This is a genomic window from Alloalcanivorax balearicus MACL04, from assembly GCF_025532145.1.
Taxonomy (GTDB): Bacteria; Pseudomonadota; Gammaproteobacteria; order Pseudomonadales; family Alcanivoracaceae; genus Alloalcanivorax; species Alloalcanivorax balearicus.
On sequence record NZ_ARXS01000005.1, the window covers coordinates 101,994 to 119,103 of the forward strand.

A 17,110-nucleotide genomic window follows, 5' to 3' on the forward strand; every position below is an offset into this window, starting at 1 on the left:
CAGCCACGATTCCGTCGACCGCTATTCACGGCAGCCGCGAAGCGGCGACGTCGCGCAATTCCAGCAGATGGCCGTGGAAAAAATGGCCGCTCTCGGGGAAACGGATCAGGTCCGGCGCCAAGGGCGTGGTCTCGACCCAGCGGAACACCTTGTCCACCGGCACCACTTCGTCGTCCTCCCCCTGAACCACCGTCACCGGGCAGCCAACCGATTCGATCTCGTCAAAGGGGTAGTTGTGCACCGCCGGCGCCACCAGAAACAGCGCCTTGGGTCCGCTGTCATTGGCGGCCAGAACCTCGGCGCCACGGGCGGCCACGAAAGTGCCAAAGGAAAACCCCGCCAGCCAGAACGGCAATCCCGGATAACGCTTACTCAGCCAGTTATGCACCGCCACCAGGTCCTCGGTTTCGCCGATGCCGTCACTGTAGGCGCCCTGGCTGGCGCCGACACCGCGAAAGTTGAATCGCACCACGGCGGCATCCGCCTCGCGGGCGGCGCGACTCAACGTAGTGACGACTTTATTGTCCATGGTGCCACCAAACAACGGGTGAGGATGACAGATAATGGCGATCATCCGCGGGTTTTCGGTGGTCCCTTCCAGCACGGCCTCGAGTTTGCCTTCCGGCCCGTCCAGCAACAGCCGTTCTGAGCTCATGATTATCCTCCCGAATTCCTGGTGTGGCGCGCGTTTTTCCGCCGGTCCCTGACGCTGATCCGGCTCATGTTTTTAAATGCCGGCGGCCGTTTACAGTTGGCGCCCGGGCAATGTCTGTGCTGCAATACGGCTTGATCCGGGTACGGCACCAAACCGCGCAGTCGTCGTTGTATGGTGCATGACAATGGTGGACGGCGCGAGCCGTGTGGAACGGAGCGGGTCCACCGGGTATCTGGTGCGCCATCCGGGTAGTAGGACCTGTTCAGGGTCGCTAGGAGTATGACATGGATATGCTGACAACCAATCTGATCTCATTCGCCGTGGGCCTGGTGCTGGGCGCCGGCCTGCTTTATTGGCTGCTGCCCGCGCGCCGCCAGTCCAGCCGCGTGCTGCGCGACCGCGATGACGCCCGTCAGGCGCTCAATCATTATCGGGATCAGGTGGATCATCATTTCCTGCGTACCGCCGAGTTGGTCAACGAACTGACCAACGCCTATCGCGCGGTACATCAGCAATTGTCCGAAGGCGCCAGTGAATTGTGCAGTGAAGCGGGCCGCCAGCGGGCCGCCGCCAAATCCCTGGACGCCGCCGGCGAACAGAATATGCCGGTATCCCAACCGCTGGATTACGCGCCCAAGGCCAAGGGAACCCTGGCCGAGGATTTCGGTCTGCGCGCCAATCCGGACGGTCCGTTCGAACCGGTCAACGTGGACGACAACGCGAAGCCGGCGAACTTCGTCGAGCCGCCGCGGGATTACGCGGACGTGGACAGCGAAAGCGACGACAAGAAAGCCTGAAACCCTTCGCGGCCGAGGCCGCTTCCCACAGCAGCTTGGTAGCTCCTCCGTGGGAAGCGGCCTCGGCCGCGAATCAAGTCTCGATAGTCTTCAAGCAGCCGCTCAGCGGGCGGAGTGGCCTTTCAGCTCCACTTTCACCTTCTCGTGCTCTTGCAACCCTTCGTAGTAACGGCGCAGCACTTCCAGCACTTCCGGACGGCTGAAGTTATCCGGCACATCGCCGCCTTCGCTCAACAGCTTGCGCAGCTTGGTGCCGGAAACCAGTACCCGGTCTTCCGCTTCGTGCGGACAGGTGCGCATGGACGCCATGGTGCCGCACTTGTCGCACCAGAAAGTCCAATCGATTTTCAGCGGCTGGGTGATCAGCGCGTCATCGGCGATTTCATCGAAAATATGGTGGGCGTCGAACGGACCGTAGTAGTCGCCCACGCCGGCATGGTCACGACCAACGATCAAATGGGAGCAGCCGTAATTCTGACGGAACAGGGCGTGCAGCAGCGCCTCGCGAGGCCCGGCATAACGCATGTCCAGCGGGTAGCCGGATTGCACCACGGTGTTCTTCACGAAGTACTTGTCGATCAGGGTGCCAATGGCTTCCTGGCGCACCTCGGCGGGGATATCGCCGGGTTTCAGGTTGCCCAGCAGGGAATGCACCATGACACCGTCGCAGATCTCGATGGCGATTTTCGCCAGGTGCTCATGGGAGCGGTGCATCGGGTTCCGGGTCTGGAAAGCGGCCACGGTTTTCCAGCCTTTTTCCTCGAACATGGCGCGGGTTTCAGTGGGCGTCATATAGATGCCGGCGTACTTGGTGGGGAACTCGCCCTGGCTGAACACCTTGACCGGACCGGCCAGGTTCACTTCGCCCTGGGCCATCACCATCTTCACGCCCGGGTGCTCTTCATCGGTGGTCTTGAACACCTGCTGGCATTCGTGGGCCTTGTCGATGCCGTACTTTTCGGTCAGCGTCAGCACGCCCATGATCTCACCGGTCTCATCCACCAGCGCCACGTCCTGCCCTTCATTCAAGCCCTCGGCGGTGGCCGCGTCGGTGGACAGGGTGATCGGGATCGGCCAGAACACGCCGTCCGCCAGCGTCATGTTGTCACACACGCTCTGCCAGTCCGCCTTGCCCATGAACCCGTCCAGGGGGGTGAAACCGCCGATGCCGAACATGATCAGGTCACCCCGCTCCCGGGAGCTGAGGGTGATTTTCGGTAGGGTTTCGGCGGCTTGCAGCGCCTGCTCCCGCTCGGAGCCTTCCAGCAGCAGGATCTTCAGCGTATCGCTGCCATGCGGTTTCACCAGTTGTGACATGTTCACTCCCTAGAGGTCATTTTTTGGGCATTAACGGGCGCGGATTATACCGGCCGGCGGCGGCGATCCTCCACCGCTACTAAGAATATTACGTTTGGGTCTTATGCTATACGGGCGATGAACCATGAATGGCGGCTGTGGGAAGCCAGCTTGCTGGCGAAGAGGTTTACGGACCTTCGCCAGCAAGCTGGGCTCCCACAGCGGCTAAGGAGCCGTGTGTTTTGTCTTTTCGCTGTCAACTGCCCACTGTCAATTGTCAACTCTATTGCGGCACCCGGACCGGCACCGCCTGATTCTCCAGCACGATTTCCGCTGGTAACCAACCGGCGGGATCGCCGTCCGCCTGGATCGGCTCCGGCCCCGGTCTCGGCCAGGCCGCCTCGTCCACCGGTCGGACTTCACTGCCGGCCAAATACCGGGACACTTCCACGGTGACTTTCTCCGCGCTCACCGAGGCCACGCCGTCCCGCCGTTCCAGCCGCCCCATCATCAGCGCCACCAGGCATCCCAACAAGAACCACACCCCGGAGCGCTGAAACAGCAGCACCTGTAACTTGGCGCGGGCAATATTGGCCTGCCGGCTGAGCACGAAACTGCCGCCGTAATAACGGCCATTGGTGATCACCGCGGAGAAACAGTCCAGGGGCCGGCCATCCACCGATACCCGATAGCTCACCTTGCCGTAGCGGGCCAGTTGCCGAAGCATGCAGAGGGCGTAAGCCAGCTTGCCGAGCCGCCGTTTCAGGATCAGGTCCACCTGATCGACCACCCAGGCGTCGTAGCCCACCCCGCACATGACCATGAAGCGGCGGCCATTGAGCGTCGCCGGCGTCACCGGCAGGGAGCGGCCGGACAGAACCACCTTCGCCGCCGCTTCCGGACGGCGCGGCAGCCCCAGTTCCTTGGCCAGTACATTGGCGGTGCCGATCGGGAACAACGCCAGCGCCACACCGGGCCGCAGGCCGTTGAGCACCTCATTGACCGTGCCGTCACCGCCGGCCGCCACTACGCAATCCCCCTGGTCTTCCAGGCCCTTCAGGTAGCGGATCGCATCCCCGGGAGAGCGGGTGTGATAGAGGCGGACGCGCGCTCCGCCCTGCTCCAGGGTCCGGATAAAATGCCGCAGTCGGCGGTCCCGACCGCCGCCGGCGGTGGGATTGAAAATGACGGTTATGTTCATGCTGTCCTGTACTGCATGCGCCCGGCGTGAATGGCACGCCATGGCGAGTCAGAAGGGGGCCTCAAACCGGGTTGTCGATATCAATGAAGGTGTGTTCCAGACCGTATTCATCCGCCAGCCATTCCCCCACGGCCTGCACGCCGTAGCGCTCGGTGGCGTGATGGCCGCAGGCGAAGTAATGAATGCCGGTTTCTCGGGCGAAATGGGTGGTGGGTTCGGAAATCTCACCGCTCAGGTAGGCGTCCACGCCCAGCGCCTGGGCCTGATCAATAAAACCCTGAGCGGCACCGGTGCACCAGGCCAGGGTCTCGATCTCGTCCTGAGTATCGCCGATATGCAGCACCTGACGCCCCAGTACCGATTCCACATGGGAGGCAAACTCGTCGGCGGTCATCGGCCCGTCCAAACGCCCAACGTTGCCAATCGGGAAGCTGTCCTGCGGCTGTAGTCCGCCCTCCACCACCAGGCCCAGACGCCGCGCCAGCTGCGCATTGTTGCCCAGCTCGGGGTGGGCATCCAGGGGCAAATGATAGGCGAACAGGCTGATGTCATGCCGCAGCAGGCTCTGCAAACGCTGCTTCTTCATGCCGCGCACCCTGGCATCCTCGTTCTTCCAGAAATAGCCGTGATGCACCAGAATCGCGTCCGCTTCCTCGACGATGGCGGCATCAATCAACGCCTGACAGGCGGTGACGCCGGTGACCAGATGACGCACCTGCTCGCGCCCCTCCACTTGCAGGCCGTTGGGGCAGTAGTCCTTGAACCGGTGACTTTGCAGCTCGGTGTCCAGCACCGACAACAGACGGTCTCGTTTCAGCATGAGGGCACCCTCCCGGAATCGATTGGCAGCTTACGGCAAGCCCATTCTACCGTCGATCTGCTACCATGAGCGCTTTATGGAACCACCGCGGCGGCCCGCTCAGCCCGGCAAACTAGCCGGTTCGCCGGGCCGGGGCAAGTTTCTCTCTGTTTCTCTACAACCGGTGCGCGCACCGAGGCAAAAAACGAGGCATTTTCATGGGGGCTGTAACTCGACTGATCCGTTTCCTCGCCTTACCGGTGCTCGCCGGTCTGCTGGTGGGGTTCGGCGTGCTCTGGTGGCACCAGCAGGGACCCGGCTCCACGCGCGGCCAGGGCGCCCCCAGCCCGGACAGCTACGCCAGCGCGGTCAACCAGGCGGCTCCGGCGGTGGTGAATATCTACACCACGCAGATCGTCTCCACCGGCGCCATCACCCAGGATCCGCTGTTCAACCGTTTCATGGAACAGCCTCGCCGGGAGCGCGCCCTGGCCAGCCTGGGTTCCGGTGTGATTGTCGCCGACGACGGTTATATCCTCACCAGCTATCACGTGATCCGGGACGCCGACGAGATCCTGGTGTCATTGCGCGACGGCCGGGATGCTCCCGCCCGGGTGGTCGGCACGGATCCGGAGACCGATCTGGCGCTGCTGCAGATCGCCCTGGAGGATTTGCCTAAAATCGAGTTGAACGGTCCGGATCAGGTGACCGTCGGCGATGTGGTGCTGGCCATCGGCAACCCGCTGGGCGTGGGCCAGACCGTGTCCATGGGCATCGTCAGCGCTACCGGCCGCAGCCATCTGGGCATCGCCACGTTCGAAAACTTCATTCAAACCGACGCCGCCATTAACCGCGGCAACTCCGGTGGCGCGCTGATCGATACGCGCGGTCACCTGATCGGCATCAACACGGCGATCCTTTCCTCCACCGGCGGATGGCAGGGTATCGGCTTCGCCACGCCCGCGTCCATCGCCCGCGAGGTGATGTCGGACCTGATCGAACACGGCCGGGTGATCCGGGGCTATCTCGGTGTCACGGTGCAGGACATCACGCCTTCTCTGGCGGAAACCTTCGATATGGATCGGGTAGCCGGCGGCGTGATCACCCAGGTAGTAGTGGACAGTCCGGCCAATCAGGGAGGCCTGCAACCCGGCGACGTCCTGATCGGCATCGACGGTGAGACCATGAAGGACGGTTACGAGGCCATGAACCGCATCGCCGGCACCGCTCCGGACACCAAGGTGACGCTCAACGTGATCCGCAACCGCACCCGCATGGATGTCGAAGTCACCATCGGCACCCGGCCGGCGGCTGAGGGCTGAGGCTGATTCGCTGCCAAGGCAGCTCCCACAGCGGCCCGGAAACACTGCTGTGGGAAGCTGCCTTGGCAGCGAATCAACCCTTGAATTCATGCCCCGCCCCGTCGCCTAACGCGGCAGGCCTTCCACTCCGGTCAGATCCATATCGGTGGGGTAACGCAGCTGGAAGCCGTGCTCCAGGCGCGTCTCCTGATCCGCGGACACGGTGCGCTCCCAGGCCATCAGCCCTTTGATATCGCGGACATTGCTCTGGTCTGGCTGGGCTCCCGTGGCTTCCAGCTTGATGCGGTCATCATTGGGGACCGGCTGACGGTCGTACAGCACCACGTCCACCGGCTTATCATAGCCCGAGGCAACGGTAATACTGCGCGTCACCGTAAGCGTGTTCTCCTTGCTGATCAGGCCGGCCTCGCCCCGGCTGGCGGGCTCGGTGACCACTTCCACCCGCAGCCGGGGGTCGTCACCAAAACTCATCCGCACCGTTTCCCCGAGCTGGATGCCTTCCGCGCGACCGTAGCTGGACAGCCTTTGCCCGTCACGCAGCACCGTCACCTGACCGCTCAGCCAGGGCACGCCGCTGCTGTTTTTCCATTCCCCCACCAGCAGCACCGCGGGTTGTTGCCACAAATAGCTCTCGCGGCTCAAGGTCACCGGTACCACCGCATCCTGATAAGCGATGCGGGCGGTGCTGCCGTCGCTGGCCAGGGACAGGGGCGCGTCCAGCGGCACCCGCATATCAAACCCATGGGCCACTGGCTGCGGCGTCGGAGCCGGCGCGGCGGCTTTAAGGCTTGATCCCGCCATCGACATGTCCGCCGCTTCGTAGGCCACGTCTTCCCTTGCCATCGATTTCATGGCTTTCGGGGGATTGGGGTTAAGCAGGCCGATGATCCACGGCTGTGGTTCCGGTACCGGTCGATAGCCGGCCGGCAACAGCCCGAGGGTGGCTTTGACGTCGCTCCAGTCCTCACCGGTGTTATTGCGGACTTCGGCGTAGGCGTTCAGATCAATCTGTTCCGCGCCACTGTCCAGGTTGGCCTGGAGCTGATTACTCCAGCCGGCCTGATGGGTGAAGTAGCGCAAAGCCAGATCCGCGGTGCCGGCCTGTTCGGCGACCAGATCCACCACCAGCACCTGGCGCTGTTGCTGTTGTTGGCCCAACTGCGAGCGTTGCTGCTGCAGCGCCTGCAGCTGCCGTTGCCAGTCCGGCCGTTGCGCCGCCCGCTCATTGATCGCGGACTGACGCTGATTGACCGCCTCACGGATCTGAGCCCAGGCACTGGACCACTTTTCCACCGGCACTTCGCTGTACAGCGCCGGCCCTTGCGGCGCCTGCCCGAGCAGGGATTGCAATTGCTGGATCTGATCCTGGTCGAGGCGGTCGGCGATGGCGGCCTCCTGGATGCGGCGCTCTAGCGCGGCGATTTGTTCATCCAATGCCTGGCGGCGCTCGGAGACATCCTCGGCGTTACTTTCCCGGCGGCGCTGGACGCCCTCGAGCACGGCCCCGTTGACCTCGATCCGGAGGCGATCCAAATCCAGTTCCGGCAGATCGGCAATGGTCAGTTGATGCTGCCCGGCCGGCAACGACTGACTCAACGTGCGGGTCAACTCGGCCTGGGAGGGAAACAGCACCACCTCGGTTACCGGAGCGGTGACGGGAAAGACCGCGGCGAACGCCGCGGGCGGGCACAGACCAGCGACCAACGCGGGCAACAGCAGGCGTTTCATCATGGCGTCCTTGTATGACTAAACGAGAGTATGACTAAACGGGTGTACCACCAAACAAAAGCAATGTCTGGCAGGTTATAGCAACCGGTCCAGCGCGGCCACCAGTGTCTGATTCTGCCCGGCGGTGCCAATGGTGATGCGCAGATAATCGGCGATACGCTCCGGCTTGCCGAAATGACGCACGATCACGCCTTGCTCGCGCAGGCCCCGGGCCAGATCAGCGCCGCTGTGCCCGGGATGGCGGGTGAAGACAAAATTGGCGGCGGAAGGCAACGTCTGAAAGCCACGCTCGGCCAACTGCCCGATCAACCAGCCGCGCTGTTCCACTACCCGATCCCGGCCCTGACGGAACCAGGCATCGTCCTCGAAGGCGGCCTTGCCAGCGGCGACCGCCAACCGGTCCAGCGGATAGGAATTGAAACTGTCCTTGATGCGGGTGAGCCCCTCGATCAGCGCTTCGTCACCCACCGCCAGACCGATACGCAAGCCGGCCAGGGAACGGGACTTGGAAAGGGTCTGGGTCACCAGCAGGTTCGGATAGCGGCCAATCAAAGCGATGGCGCTGTCGCCGCCGAAATCGATATAGGCTTCGTCCACCACCACTACCGACTCGGTGTTACGCCGCAGCAGCGCCTCGATGTCCGCCAGCGGCAACAGACGGCCGGTGGGCGCATTGGGGTTGGGGAAGATAATGCCGCCGTTCAGGGCATCATAATCGGTCAACCGGATGGACAGGTCCTGGTCCAGCGGCACGGTCTGATAGTCGATACCGTACAACCCGCAGTAGACCTTATAAAAACTGTAGGTGATGTCCGGGAACAGCAGCGGCCGGGACTGGCGAAACAGCCCCATGAAAATGTGGGCGAGCACTTCGTCGGAGCCGTTACCGACAAACACCTGTTCCGGTTTGATCCGATAGTAGTCGGCGATGGCCTCGCACAGCGCGGTGCTGCGCGGATCCGGGTACAAACGCAAGCGGTCATCCGCTTCCGCCCGGATAGCGTCCAGCACTTTCGGCGATGGCCCCTGCGGGTGCTCATTGGTGTTCAGCTTGACCAGGTTGGCCATCTTCGGCTGTTCACCGGGCACATAGGGCGCGAGATCGCGAACGAACGGACTCCAGAATTTGCTCATAACCCATCGCGGTCGCTGGACCGCTCCTACGGTGCGTTGATCCTGTCGTGGGGGCGGACCGGGCCACTCCCCACGACGTTAGCTCTTCTTGATGCGGTACTCGGCGCTGCGGGCATGGGCAGTGAAGCTCTCGCCCCGCGCCAGAACGGAGGCGATACGCCCCAGCTCGCTGGCCCCTTCCGGGGAGCAGCCGATCAAGGAACTGCGTTTCTGGAAATCGTACACGCCCAACGGCGAGGAGAACCGGGCCGTGGCGCTGGTCGGCAGCACGTGATTGGGGCCCGCGCAGTAGTCACCCAGCGCCTCCGGCGTATGGCGTCCGAGGAAAATGGCACCGGCGTGGCGCACCTTGCGCGCCCAGGCCTCGGCGTCATCCATGGACAATTCCAGGTGTTCGGGACTGATGCGATTGACCACATCCAGGGCCTGATCCAGGTCCGCCACTTGAATCAGGGCGCCCCGGTTGGCCATGGAGGTGCGGATGATCTCTTCCCGCTCCAGGGTCGGCGCCAGGCGGTCCATGGCGGTGTCCACCCGCTTGAGGAACTCCGTGTCCGGGCTGACCAGAATCGACTGCGCTTCCTCGTCGTGTTCGGCCTGGGAAAACAGATCCATGGCGATCCACTCGGGATCGGTTTTGCCGTCGCACACCACCAGAATCTCGGACGGGCCGGCGATCATGTCGATGCCCACCTTGCCGAACACCTGGCGCTTGGCCTCCGCCACATAGATATTGCCCGGCCCGACGATCTTATCCACCGCCGGCACGGTCTCGGTACCATACGTCAACGCCGCCACTGCCTGGGCGCCACCGAGGGAAAAGAACCGCTCGACGCCGGCTATCGCCGCCGCCGCCAGCACCACGTCGTTCAACTCGCCATCCGGCGCCGGGCTGACCATGACGATTTCGCCCACCCCGGCCACGTAGGCCGGCAGCGCGTTCATCAGCACCGAGCTGGGATAGGCGGCCTTGCCGCCGGGCACGTAGATGCCGACCCGGTCCAGCGGCGTGACCTGCTGCCCCAACAACGAGCCGTGCTCATCCCGGTACTGCCAGGAATCCTGCTTCTGCTTTTCGTGGTAGGCGCGCACCCGCCGGGCAGCCGCCTCCAGGGCTTCCCGCAGGGCCACGGGGATCCGCTCCAGCGCCGCCAGCAGTTGCTCCCGGTTCACGGTCAGTTCGGCCATGGACGTCACTTGCCGGCGATCGAACCGGTTGGTGTAGTCGATCACCGCCTGGTCACCGCGCTGGGCGACATCCTTGAGGATGCCGCGCACGCGCTCGGCCACTTCCTCGTCGCGTTCCTCCGACCAGGCCGTGAGCGCCGTCAAACGCTCGGCGAAATCGCTGTCGCCCGCGTCCAGCCAGTTGGTTTTCATGTCATTGCTCCCGTCGCGCCGCCACTGCTTTCGCCACCTGATCCAGGATCGCCTGAATCTGGCTGTGACGGGTCTTCATGCTGGCCCGGTTGACCACCACCCGGGAAGAAATAGTGGCGATCGTTTCCGTGGGTTCAAGGCCATTGGCACGCAGGGTGTTGCCGGTATCGACGATGTCCACGATGCGGTCCGCCAGCCCCACCAGCGGCGCCAGTTCCATGGCGCCGTACAGTTTGATCACCTCTGCCTGGCGGCCCTGCTGGGCAAAGTAGCTTTTCGCCACATTGACGAATTTGGTCGCCACCCGCAGGCGTCCGCTCACCGGCGGGGCGTCCTTGAGCGCCGCCACCATCAGCTTGCAGCGGGCGATCTCCAGGTCCAGCGGCTCGAACAGGCCTTCCGCGCCGTGCTCCATCAACACGTCCTTGCCGGCCACGCCGATGTCGGCACCGCCGTGCTGCACATAGGGCGGCACATCGGTGGCGCGAATAACGATGATCTTCACGTCTTCGCGGGTGGTGTCGAAGATCAGCTTGCGGGAAGCGGACGGATCCTCGGTCATCTCAATGCCCGCCTCCTTCAACAGAGGCAGCGTGTCTTTGAGGATGCGGCCCTTGGAAAGGGCGATGATCAGCGGTTTCTGGCTCATGGCTTCACGGTCAGGATGGGACGCGACGGATGGTCGCCCCCAGGGATTGCAGTTTTTCCTCGATGCACTCATAGCCCCGGTCGACATGGTAGATCCGATCCACCAGGGTATCGCCCTTGGCCACCAGGCCGGCGATCACCAGGGAAGCAGAGGCTCGCAGGTCGGTGGCCATCACCGGAGCGCCGGTCAGCGACTCGACGCCACGGCAAATGGCGGTGTTGCCTTGCACCTCGATATGGGCGCCCATGCGATTCAGTTCCTGCACGTGCATGAAGCGGTTCTCGAACACCGTCTCGACGATGGTGCCGGTGCCTTCAGCCACCGTGTTCATGGCCATGAACTGGGCCTGCATATCGGTCGGCATCGCCGGATAAGGCGCGGTGCGCAGGCTTATCGCTTGCGGTCGGCGGCCTTCCATATCAAGGCTGATCCAGTCTTCCCCCGTCTCGATCACCGCACCGGCCTCGCGCAATTTCTGCAGTACCGAATCCAGCAGGGCCGGATCGGTGTTCTTGGCCTTGACGCGGCCGCCGGTGATGGCGGCGGCGATCAGATAAGTGCCGGTCTCGATACGGTCGGAGATCACGTCATGGTGACAGGCGCCCAGCGAGGTGACGCCCTCCACCACGATGGTGTCGGTGCCCGCGCCGGTGATCTTGCCGCCCATGCGATTGATGAAGTTGGCCAGATCCACCACTTCCGGCTCGCGCGCGGCGTTTTCCAGCACCGTGGTGCCTTCGGCCAGGGCGGCGGCCATCAACAGGTTCTCGGTGCCGGTCACGGTCACCGTATCCATGACGATGCGGGCGCCCTTGAGACGCCCCTGCACCTGGGCGGAGATATACCCGTTCATCACCTCGATCTCGGCGCCCATGGCTTCGAGCCCCTTGAGGTGGATGTCCACCGGCCGCGAGCCAATGGCACAACCGCCGGGCAGGGACACCTCGGCACGGCCAAAGTGCGCCACCAGCGGCCCCAGTACCAGGATCGAGGCACGCATGGTTTTCACCAGCTCATAGGGCGCGGTGAACTCGCGGATACCGGTGGGGTTCACCGCCACGTTCATGCGATCGTCCAGCACCACATGCACGCCCATCCGGCCGAGCAGCTCGATCAGGGTAGTGACGTCCTGCAAATGCGGCAGGTTGCCTACGGTGACGGTCTCGTCGGCCAGCAGGGTGGCGGCGAGAATCGGCAACGATGAGTTCTTGGAGCCGGAAATACGGATCTCGCCATCCAGGCGCTGTCCACCGGTAATCTTGAGTTTGTCCATGCGGATCTCTTAGAGCCTGTTGGTAAAGGCAGATGGCGGGCCGCTCGGGGCTCAGGCCAGCCCCATCTTCTGGGCTTTTTCCCACTCGGCCCGGGTATAGGTCTGGATGCTTACGGCATGAATGGTACCGTCGGCGATCGCCTGGTTAATGCAGCCGTAGACCAGTTGCTGCTTCTTCACCGGCATCAGGCCCTCGAAGGCATCGGATACCACGCGGATCAGAAAGCGGTCACCGCCGCCGTCCACCGCCACCTCGGCATCGTCGAAGCCGGCTTCCACCAGCGCCTTCACGTCTTCCGGATTCATGGGAACTCCTCATTCGAATGAACCGGCAATAATACGCGAGGGCGCGGGGCCTTGCCATGCCGGCCCCGCGTCAATGAGGGAGGGAAACGGAGGAATCAGTTGACGTTGGCCTTGTTCTCGACTTCGTCGGCCACATCGGCGGCGGACCAGTTGGCGATGACCACGTCCATATCATTGTGCTGTTGCATGGACTGAGCGAACTGCTGCTTGTAGATCTGACTCAGATCAAGTCCATTGACATAAACATTAACCACACGCCATTGGCCGCCATCCAGGAACAGGGTAAAGAAGATCGGCACCACCTGGCCGGAGTTGGTGGAGAACTCCATGCGCACGCGCGCATAGTTGCCACGGCGGTCTTCCTCGCGCAAAGGCAGGACTTTCATCTTCTGGCCGTCGTACAAGGTCACACCGGAGGCATAGGTGTTGACCAGGCTGTTCTCGAACACCTCCAGGAAACGGTATTTCTGATCCCGGGAGGCCTGATCGAAATAATCGCCCATCACCACCCGGGTAATCCGTTTGAAATCCACCAGATCACCCAGTTCCTCACGCACCAGTTCGCGGGCGTATTGAGGATCGTTATTCAGCTTCTGGCGTTCCGCGTCGATACGCTTGGTCATGCGCTCGACGGTCTGCTCCACCAGCTGGCGGGGATCCTGTTCCGCTTGCGCCAGACCGGCGGTCAACAGCAGCAACACGGCCGCCATCATGGAAAACAGCTGTTTCGGATAAGTCATGCACTCGCTCCCTGGTCGTTTGGTGATCCGGTTATCCGGTTGATGGCCCCGGCAAACTCACCGCATCCTACACGCGCGGGTTCCGCGCGCGCCACGGCTCTTGCACGATTTGACGGCTTTTGACAACGGAGGTTCCATGTTTGCTGCCCTTTTGACCAGCCTGATCGCCCTGGCAGTACTTTCCTGGAGCGCCGACCGTTTCGTCACCGGCGCTGCTGGCCTGGCCCTGGATTTTGGCTTGTCTCGGGCACTGGTGGGCCTGACGCTGGTCGCCTTCGGCACTTCGGCGCCGGAAATTCTGGTCTCCGCCACCGCTGCCCTGGGGGGCAGTTCCGCCCTTGGCGTGGCCAATGCGCTTGGCTCAAACATTGCCAATCTGGGGCTGGTGCTGGCGCTGACCCTGCTGTGGCGTCCGGTACCCTGTCCTGATCACAGTCGCCGGCAGGTACTGAGCGCCTGCTTGCTGGTCACGGCCCTGGCCGGAGTGGTGCTGATCGACGGCCACCTGACCCGCACTGACGGTACCATCCTGCTTATTGGCCTGGCCACGCTGGCACTGATTACCTGGCATCGCAAAACGTCACCGCCGCAGCCGTCGCAGCCACCACCGGGCCGGAGCCGGCGCCACGACCTGCTGTTGTTCTTCGGGGGGCTGGCGCTGCTTCTGATCAGCGCCCGGGCGCTGGTCTGGGGCGCCACCGAGGTGGCCCGGCAGTTGGGTGTCGGCGAGGCCCTGATCGGTCTGACCCTGGTGGCGCTCGGCACCAGCCTGCCGGAACTGGCCACCTGCCTGGCGGCCACCCGTCGCGGACACGGCGACCTGGCCCTGGGCAATGTGCTTGGCTCCAACATCCTCAATTTGCTGATGGTGCTACCCATGCCCGCTCTGCTCGGCCCCGGCAGGCTGGCCGATCCGGCACTGCTGGATCGCGACTACGCCGCCATGGTGCTGCTGACCCTGGTCATGGCACTTGGCATGATGTTGGCGGCACGCCGCCCGCTGGGGCGTGGCACTGGTCTGGCACTGTTAGGCGGATACGCGGTCTATTTGCTGGTGCTCTGGCGAAGTCTTCAGACAACATCCGGTGTATAATCGGCGGCTTCATCAGGCCCCCGCCGACAAATCCCGGCAGCGGACCGGGCCGCGACCGTGAAGGGAGATTCTATGCCTTACAACTTCATCGCCACCGCGCGCCGTGTACTGGACGAGGAAGCCCAGGCGGTGGCCGCGCTCAGTGCGCGTGTGGATAAGGATTTCGAAAACGCCTGCGAGCGTCTGCTGGCCTGCACCGGCCGCATCATCGTCACCGGCATGGGCAAAAGCGGCCATATCGGCACCAAGCTGGCGGCCACTCTGGCCAGCACCGGCAGCCCGTCGTTCTTTGTCCACCCAGGGGAAGCGTCCCACGGTGATCTGGGCATGATCACCAGCGAGGACGTGGTGCTGGCGCTGTCCAATTCCGGCGAGACTCAGGAAATACTGACCATCATCCCGGTGATCAAACGCAAAGGCAGCGGGCTGATCAGCATGACCGGCCGTCCGGAATCTTCCCTGGCGCAATTATCCGATGTTCATCTGAACGTGGCGGTGAAGGAAGAAGCCTGCCCGCACAACCTGGCGCCCACCTCCTCCACCACCGCCGCCCTGGCCATGGGCGATGCCCTGGCCATAGCGCTGCTGGAAGCGCGCGGTTTCACCCCGGAGGATTTCGCCCTCAGCCATCCCGGCGGCAGCCTGGGACGCCGGTTACTGCTCAAAGTGGACGATGTCATGCACGGCGAGGAACAACTGCCGGTGGTCAGCGCCGACACACCACTGTCCGATGCTCTGCTGGAAATGACCCGCAAGGGCCTGGGCATGACCACGGTGGTGGATGAGGACGGCAAGCTGATCGGCATCTTCACCGACGGTGATCTGCGCCGCACCCTGGAGAAAGGCGTCGATGTTCGTGTCGCCGGCATTCGCGATGTAATGTCACCGCGCCCGGTCACCATCCAGCCCGGTCGCCTGGCGGCGGAGGCATTGCAACTGATGGAGACGCGCAAGGTGAACGGCCTGATCATTTGTGACGACCGGCAGCGCCCGATCGGCGCGCTCAACACCCAGGACCTGCTACGCGCGGGGGTAATGTAATGACGCTGGGGATAAAACCGGAACAGGCTCTGCGCCTGCGCCTGATGGCCTTCGACGTGGACGGCGTGATGACCGATGGCCGTCTCTATTACGGCCCGGACGGCGAGATGCTGAAAACATTCAGTACCCTGGACGGCCATGGGCTGAAAAAGCTGGCGGCCAGCGGCGTGACCCTGGCTATCATCACCGGCCGCAATTCCGCCATGGTGGCCCGCCGGGCCCGGGACCTGGGTATCGAGCACGTGATCCAGGGCCGTGAGGACAAAGGCGTGGCTCTGTCCGCGCTGGCAGAGCAGTTGGGACTGAGCGCCGCGGAGATCGGTTACATGGGCGACGACGAACCGGATGTGCCGGCACTGGAGTGGGCCGGACTGGGCTTCGCCCCGGCCAACGCCCACGCGGTGGCGCGCAGCGCCGCCATCCATGTCACCGAGGCCCGCGGCGGCGAAGGGGCGGTACGGGAAGTGTGCGACAGCCTGCTGCGGCTGCGGGGGGGCCAGTGAGACGGCCCGGCCTGCTCAGCGCCAGCGGTGTCATCCTGCTGGGGTTAATCGTGATGATGACCTTGCACGAATGGGGGAACCCGCTGGAAGGCGATAACGAAGCGTTCCTCAGTGCGCCGGCCATCACCGCGGAAAACATCGTCGCCCGCCAGTTCAACCGCGACAGTGGCGAAGTGGAATACCGGCTTCTGGCCAACAATCTGGAACAGTACGAACGCGAAGCGCTGACGTTGCTCGATCACCCGGACCTGAGCCTGAACAACGGCAACAACCAGTGGACCATCCAGGCCGACAATGGTGAAGTACGCGACAACGGCGATCTGATCGTCTTCGAAAACAACGTCGAGGCGGTCAGCAAGAACAACGGCGTCACCCTCGACACCCGGGAGCTGCACTACCTGAGTGGCGATCGCCAGGTTTCCGCCCCGGACACCGTCAATATGCGACACAGTGAAGGCAGCACCCGGGCGGGCAGCATGGATGCGGACCTGGACACCGGGCGCATGACTCTCAAGCAAGGAGTAGTAAGTGAATTCAAAGGACCCAAGCCATAACGGTCCGGTGCATGGGCCGCTGCGCCGCTGGCGCGCGGTAATGGCCGCCGCCATTCTGGTTCCAGCGCTGGCCGTGGCCCAATCCGGCGCCGAAGGCGAGGTGGTGGTCAGCGCCAACCAGGCCGTGTTCGAACGGGACGCCGGCACTGGCGTATACCGGGGTAACGCCGAACTGATTCAGGGTAACCGTCAGCTCAACGCCGATGTCTTGCGGCTGTTCACCGAGAACGAGCAACTGGTGCGGGTGGAAGCCACCGGCAGTCCGGTGCGCATGCGTGAAGGCAAGGATCTGAACGCCCACGCCGACAAGCTGGTCTACGATCTCAAGCGCCGCCGTCTGATCCTCACCGGCAACGCCTACGTGCAACATCAGGGCAACACCTTCGAAGGGGCCCGGGTGGAATATGATCTCAACTCCCGGCGCATGGACGCCAGCAGCGAGGGCGACAAACGGGTGCGGCTGGTGATTCCGGCCGCCAATGCCTCCCAGGCTCAGAACGGCGACAGCGGCGACGAGGAGTCGCAAACAGACGAAGGCAACCAAAGCGAGGACAGCAGCTCGCCACAATCGCCCGTCAACAGCACCCCGGCCACCACGCCGGAGAACGCCCCCCCCAATGACGCGGAGACCCCCTGACC

Annotated in this window: 18 protein-coding genes; 7 read left to right on the top strand and 11 right to left on the bottom strand. The window is 63.5% G+C overall.

Annotation, left to right across the window (positions count from 1 at the left end; all coding sequences use genetic code 11):
* Nucleotides 1–25 precede the first annotated feature (25 nt).
* Nucleotides 26–655 carry an alpha/beta hydrolase gene (locus MA04_RS06175; RefSeq protein ID WP_262459801.1) on the bottom strand — a complete coding sequence of 210 codons (630 nt, stop codon included), beginning with the start codon at nucleotides 653–655 and terminating at the stop codon, nucleotides 26–28.
* Nucleotides 656–939: 284 nt separating this feature from the next.
* Here MA04_RS06175 and MA04_RS06180 point away from each other — a divergent pair, with 284 nt between their 5' ends.
* Nucleotides 940–1,452: a YhcB family protein gene (locus MA04_RS06180; RefSeq protein WP_022996245.1), complete on the top strand. Its 513-nt coding sequence runs from the start codon at nucleotides 940–942 to the stop codon at nucleotides 1,450–1,452.
* A gap of 102 nt (nucleotides 1,453–1,554) precedes the next feature.
* Here the strand turns inward: MA04_RS06180 and sat are convergent, their stop codons facing one another.
* The 3 genes from sat to MA04_RS06195 form a co-directional block, all read right to left on the bottom strand.
* Entirely contained in the window at nucleotides 1,555–2,769 is a 1,215-nt protein-coding gene (gene sat, locus MA04_RS06185) for a sulfate adenylyltransferase (RefSeq protein ID WP_262459803.1), read from the bottom strand.
* A gap of 262 nt (nucleotides 2,770–3,031) precedes the next feature.
* Nucleotides 3,032–3,949: a diacylglycerol/lipid kinase family protein gene (locus MA04_RS06190; RefSeq protein WP_163126408.1), complete on the bottom strand. Its 918-nt coding sequence runs from the start codon at nucleotides 3,947–3,949 to the stop codon at nucleotides 3,032–3,034.
* A 61-nt stretch (nucleotides 3,950–4,010) separates the two neighbouring features.
* On the bottom strand, nucleotides 4,011–4,769 hold the full coding sequence (locus MA04_RS06195; protein WP_163126410.1) for a Nif3-like dinuclear metal center hexameric protein: 759 nt from the start codon (nucleotides 4,767–4,769) through the stop codon (nucleotides 4,011–4,013).
* Between the two features lie 197 nt (nucleotides 4,770–4,966).
* Between MA04_RS06195 and MA04_RS06200 the strand changes: the two genes are divergently transcribed.
* A complete protein-coding gene (locus MA04_RS06200) occupies nucleotides 4,967–6,070 on the top strand; it encodes a trypsin-like peptidase domain-containing protein (RefSeq protein ID WP_163126412.1) in 1,104 nt (367 codons plus the stop codon).
* 105 nt (nucleotides 6,071–6,175) lie between these two features.
* On the opposite strand, the gene MA04_RS06205 is transcribed toward MA04_RS06200, so the two are convergent.
* The 7 genes from MA04_RS06205 to MA04_RS06235 all read right to left on the bottom strand — a co-directional run bounded on the left by MA04_RS06205 (nucleotide 6,176) and on the right by MA04_RS06235 (nucleotide 13,280).
* Nucleotides 6,176–7,801: a DUF4139 domain-containing protein gene (locus MA04_RS06205; RefSeq protein ID WP_262459806.1), complete on the bottom strand. Its 1,626-nt coding sequence runs from the start codon at nucleotides 7,799–7,801 to the stop codon at nucleotides 6,176–6,178.
* Between the two features lie 72 nt (nucleotides 7,802–7,873).
* A complete protein-coding gene (hisC, locus tag MA04_RS06210) occupies nucleotides 7,874–8,932 on the bottom strand; it encodes a histidinol-phosphate transaminase (RefSeq protein ID WP_262459807.1) in 1,059 nt (352 codons plus the stop codon).
* Nucleotides 8,933–9,010: 78 nt separating this feature from the next.
* Entirely contained in the window at nucleotides 9,011–10,312 is a 1,302-nt protein-coding gene (gene hisD, locus MA04_RS06215) for a histidinol dehydrogenase (protein WP_262459808.1), read from the bottom strand.
* A gap of 1 nt (nucleotide 10,313) precedes the next feature.
* On the bottom strand, nucleotides 10,314–10,961 hold the full coding sequence (hisG, locus tag MA04_RS06220) for an ATP phosphoribosyltransferase (protein WP_163126415.1): 648 nt from the start codon (nucleotides 10,959–10,961) through the stop codon (nucleotides 10,314–10,316).
* Between the two features lie 10 nt (nucleotides 10,962–10,971).
* Entirely contained in the window at nucleotides 10,972–12,234 is a 1,263-nt protein-coding gene (murA, locus tag MA04_RS06225) for a UDP-N-acetylglucosamine 1-carboxyvinyltransferase (protein WP_163126416.1), read from the bottom strand.
* A 51-nt stretch (nucleotides 12,235–12,285) separates the two neighbouring features.
* Nucleotides 12,286–12,540, bottom strand: a complete 255-nt coding sequence (locus MA04_RS06230; protein WP_014995896.1) for a BolA family protein — start codon at nucleotides 12,538–12,540, stop codon at nucleotides 12,286–12,288.
* A 95-nt stretch (nucleotides 12,541–12,635) separates the two neighbouring features.
* A complete protein-coding gene (locus MA04_RS06235; RefSeq protein WP_262459809.1) occupies nucleotides 12,636–13,280 on the bottom strand; it encodes an MlaC/ttg2D family ABC transporter substrate-binding protein in 645 nt (214 codons plus the stop codon).
* A 136-nt stretch (nucleotides 13,281–13,416) separates the two neighbouring features.
* Between MA04_RS06235 and MA04_RS06240 the strand changes: the two genes are divergently transcribed.
* The 5 genes from MA04_RS06240 (at nucleotide 13,417) to lptA (ending at nucleotide 17,108) form a co-directional block, all read left to right on the top strand.
* Nucleotides 13,417–14,373, top strand: coding sequence for a calcium/sodium antiporter (locus MA04_RS06240; RefSeq protein ID WP_163126418.1), 957 nt, complete (start codon nucleotides 13,417–13,419; stop codon nucleotides 14,371–14,373).
* Between the two features lie 72 nt (nucleotides 14,374–14,445).
* On the top strand, nucleotides 14,446–15,414 hold the full coding sequence (locus tag MA04_RS06245) for a KpsF/GutQ family sugar-phosphate isomerase (protein WP_163126419.1): 969 nt from the start codon (nucleotides 14,446–14,448) through the stop codon (nucleotides 15,412–15,414).
* Nucleotides 15,414–15,917 carry a KdsC family phosphatase gene (locus MA04_RS06250; RefSeq protein WP_163126420.1) on the top strand — a complete coding sequence of 168 codons (504 nt, stop codon included), beginning with the start codon at nucleotides 15,414–15,416 and terminating at the stop codon, nucleotides 15,915–15,917. Before MA04_RS06245 ends, MA04_RS06250 begins: the two co-directional genes overlap by 1 nt.
* The gene (gene lptC, locus MA04_RS06255) at nucleotides 15,914–16,471 is read left to right on the top strand and encodes an LPS export ABC transporter periplasmic protein LptC (protein WP_163126421.1); all 558 of its coding nucleotides are present in this window, start codon (nucleotides 15,914–15,916) and stop codon (nucleotides 16,469–16,471) included. Before MA04_RS06250 ends, lptC begins: the two co-directional genes overlap by 4 nt.
* On the top strand, nucleotides 16,446–17,108 hold the full coding sequence (lptA, locus tag MA04_RS06260; RefSeq protein ID WP_262459810.1) for a lipopolysaccharide transport periplasmic protein LptA: 663 nt from the start codon (nucleotides 16,446–16,448) through the stop codon (nucleotides 17,106–17,108). The genes lptC and lptA overlap by 26 nt, the downstream gene beginning before the upstream one ends.
* Nucleotides 17,109–17,110 lie beyond the last annotated feature (2 nt).

Excerpts from the sequence above, each read along its gene's own strand:
- MA04_RS06245 (WP_163126419.1), top strand. The coding sequence starts at position 14,446 with ATGCCTTACAACTTCATCGCCACCGCGCGCCGTGTACTGGACGAGGAA.
- MA04_RS06195 (WP_163126410.1), bottom strand. The coding sequence starts at position 4,769 with ATGCTGAAACGAGACCGTCTGTTGTCGGTGCTGGACACCGAGCTGCAA.
- MA04_RS06205 (WP_262459806.1), bottom strand. The coding sequence starts at position 7,801 with ATGATGAAACGCCTGCTGTTGCCCGCGTTGGTCGCTGGTCTGTGCCCG.
- MA04_RS06200 (WP_163126412.1), top strand. The coding sequence starts at position 4,967 with ATGGGGGCTGTAACTCGACTGATCCGTTTCCTCGCCTTACCGGTGCTC.
- MA04_RS06235 (WP_262459809.1), bottom strand. The coding sequence starts at position 13,280 with ATGACTTATCCGAAACAGCTGTTTTCCATGATGGCGGCCGTGTTGCTG.
- hisC (WP_262459807.1), bottom strand. The coding sequence starts at position 8,932 with ATGAGCAAATTCTGGAGTCCGTTCGTTCGCGATCTCGCGCCCTATGTG.
- MA04_RS06190 (WP_163126408.1), bottom strand. The coding sequence starts at position 3,949 with ATGAACATAACCGTCATTTTCAATCCCACCGCCGGCGGCGGTCGGGAC.
- MA04_RS06175 (WP_262459801.1), bottom strand. The coding sequence starts at position 655 with ATGAGCTCAGAACGGCTGTTGCTGGACGGGCCGGAAGGCAAACTCGAG.
- MA04_RS06180 (WP_022996245.1), top strand. The coding sequence starts at position 940 with ATGGATATGCTGACAACCAATCTGATCTCATTCGCCGTGGGCCTGGTG.
- MA04_RS06240 (WP_163126418.1), top strand. The coding sequence starts at position 13,417 with ATGTTTGCTGCCCTTTTGACCAGCCTGATCGCCCTGGCAGTACTTTCC.
- MA04_RS06230 (WP_014995896.1), bottom strand. The coding sequence starts at position 12,540 with ATGAATCCGGAAGACGTGAAGGCGCTGGTGGAAGCCGGCTTCGACGAT.
- hisG (WP_163126415.1), bottom strand. The coding sequence starts at position 10,961 with ATGAGCCAGAAACCGCTGATCATCGCCCTTTCCAAGGGCCGCATCCTC.
- sat (WP_262459803.1), bottom strand. The coding sequence starts at position 2,769 with ATGTCACAACTGGTGAAACCGCATGGCAGCGATACGCTGAAGATCCTG.
- hisD (WP_262459808.1), bottom strand. The coding sequence starts at position 10,312 with ATGAAAACCAACTGGCTGGACGCGGGCGACAGCGATTTCGCCGAGCGT.
- murA (WP_163126416.1), bottom strand. The coding sequence starts at position 12,234 with ATGGACAAACTCAAGATTACCGGTGGACAGCGCCTGGATGGCGAGATC.
- MA04_RS06250 (WP_163126420.1), top strand. The coding sequence starts at position 15,414 with ATGACGCTGGGGATAAAACCGGAACAGGCTCTGCGCCTGCGCCTGATG.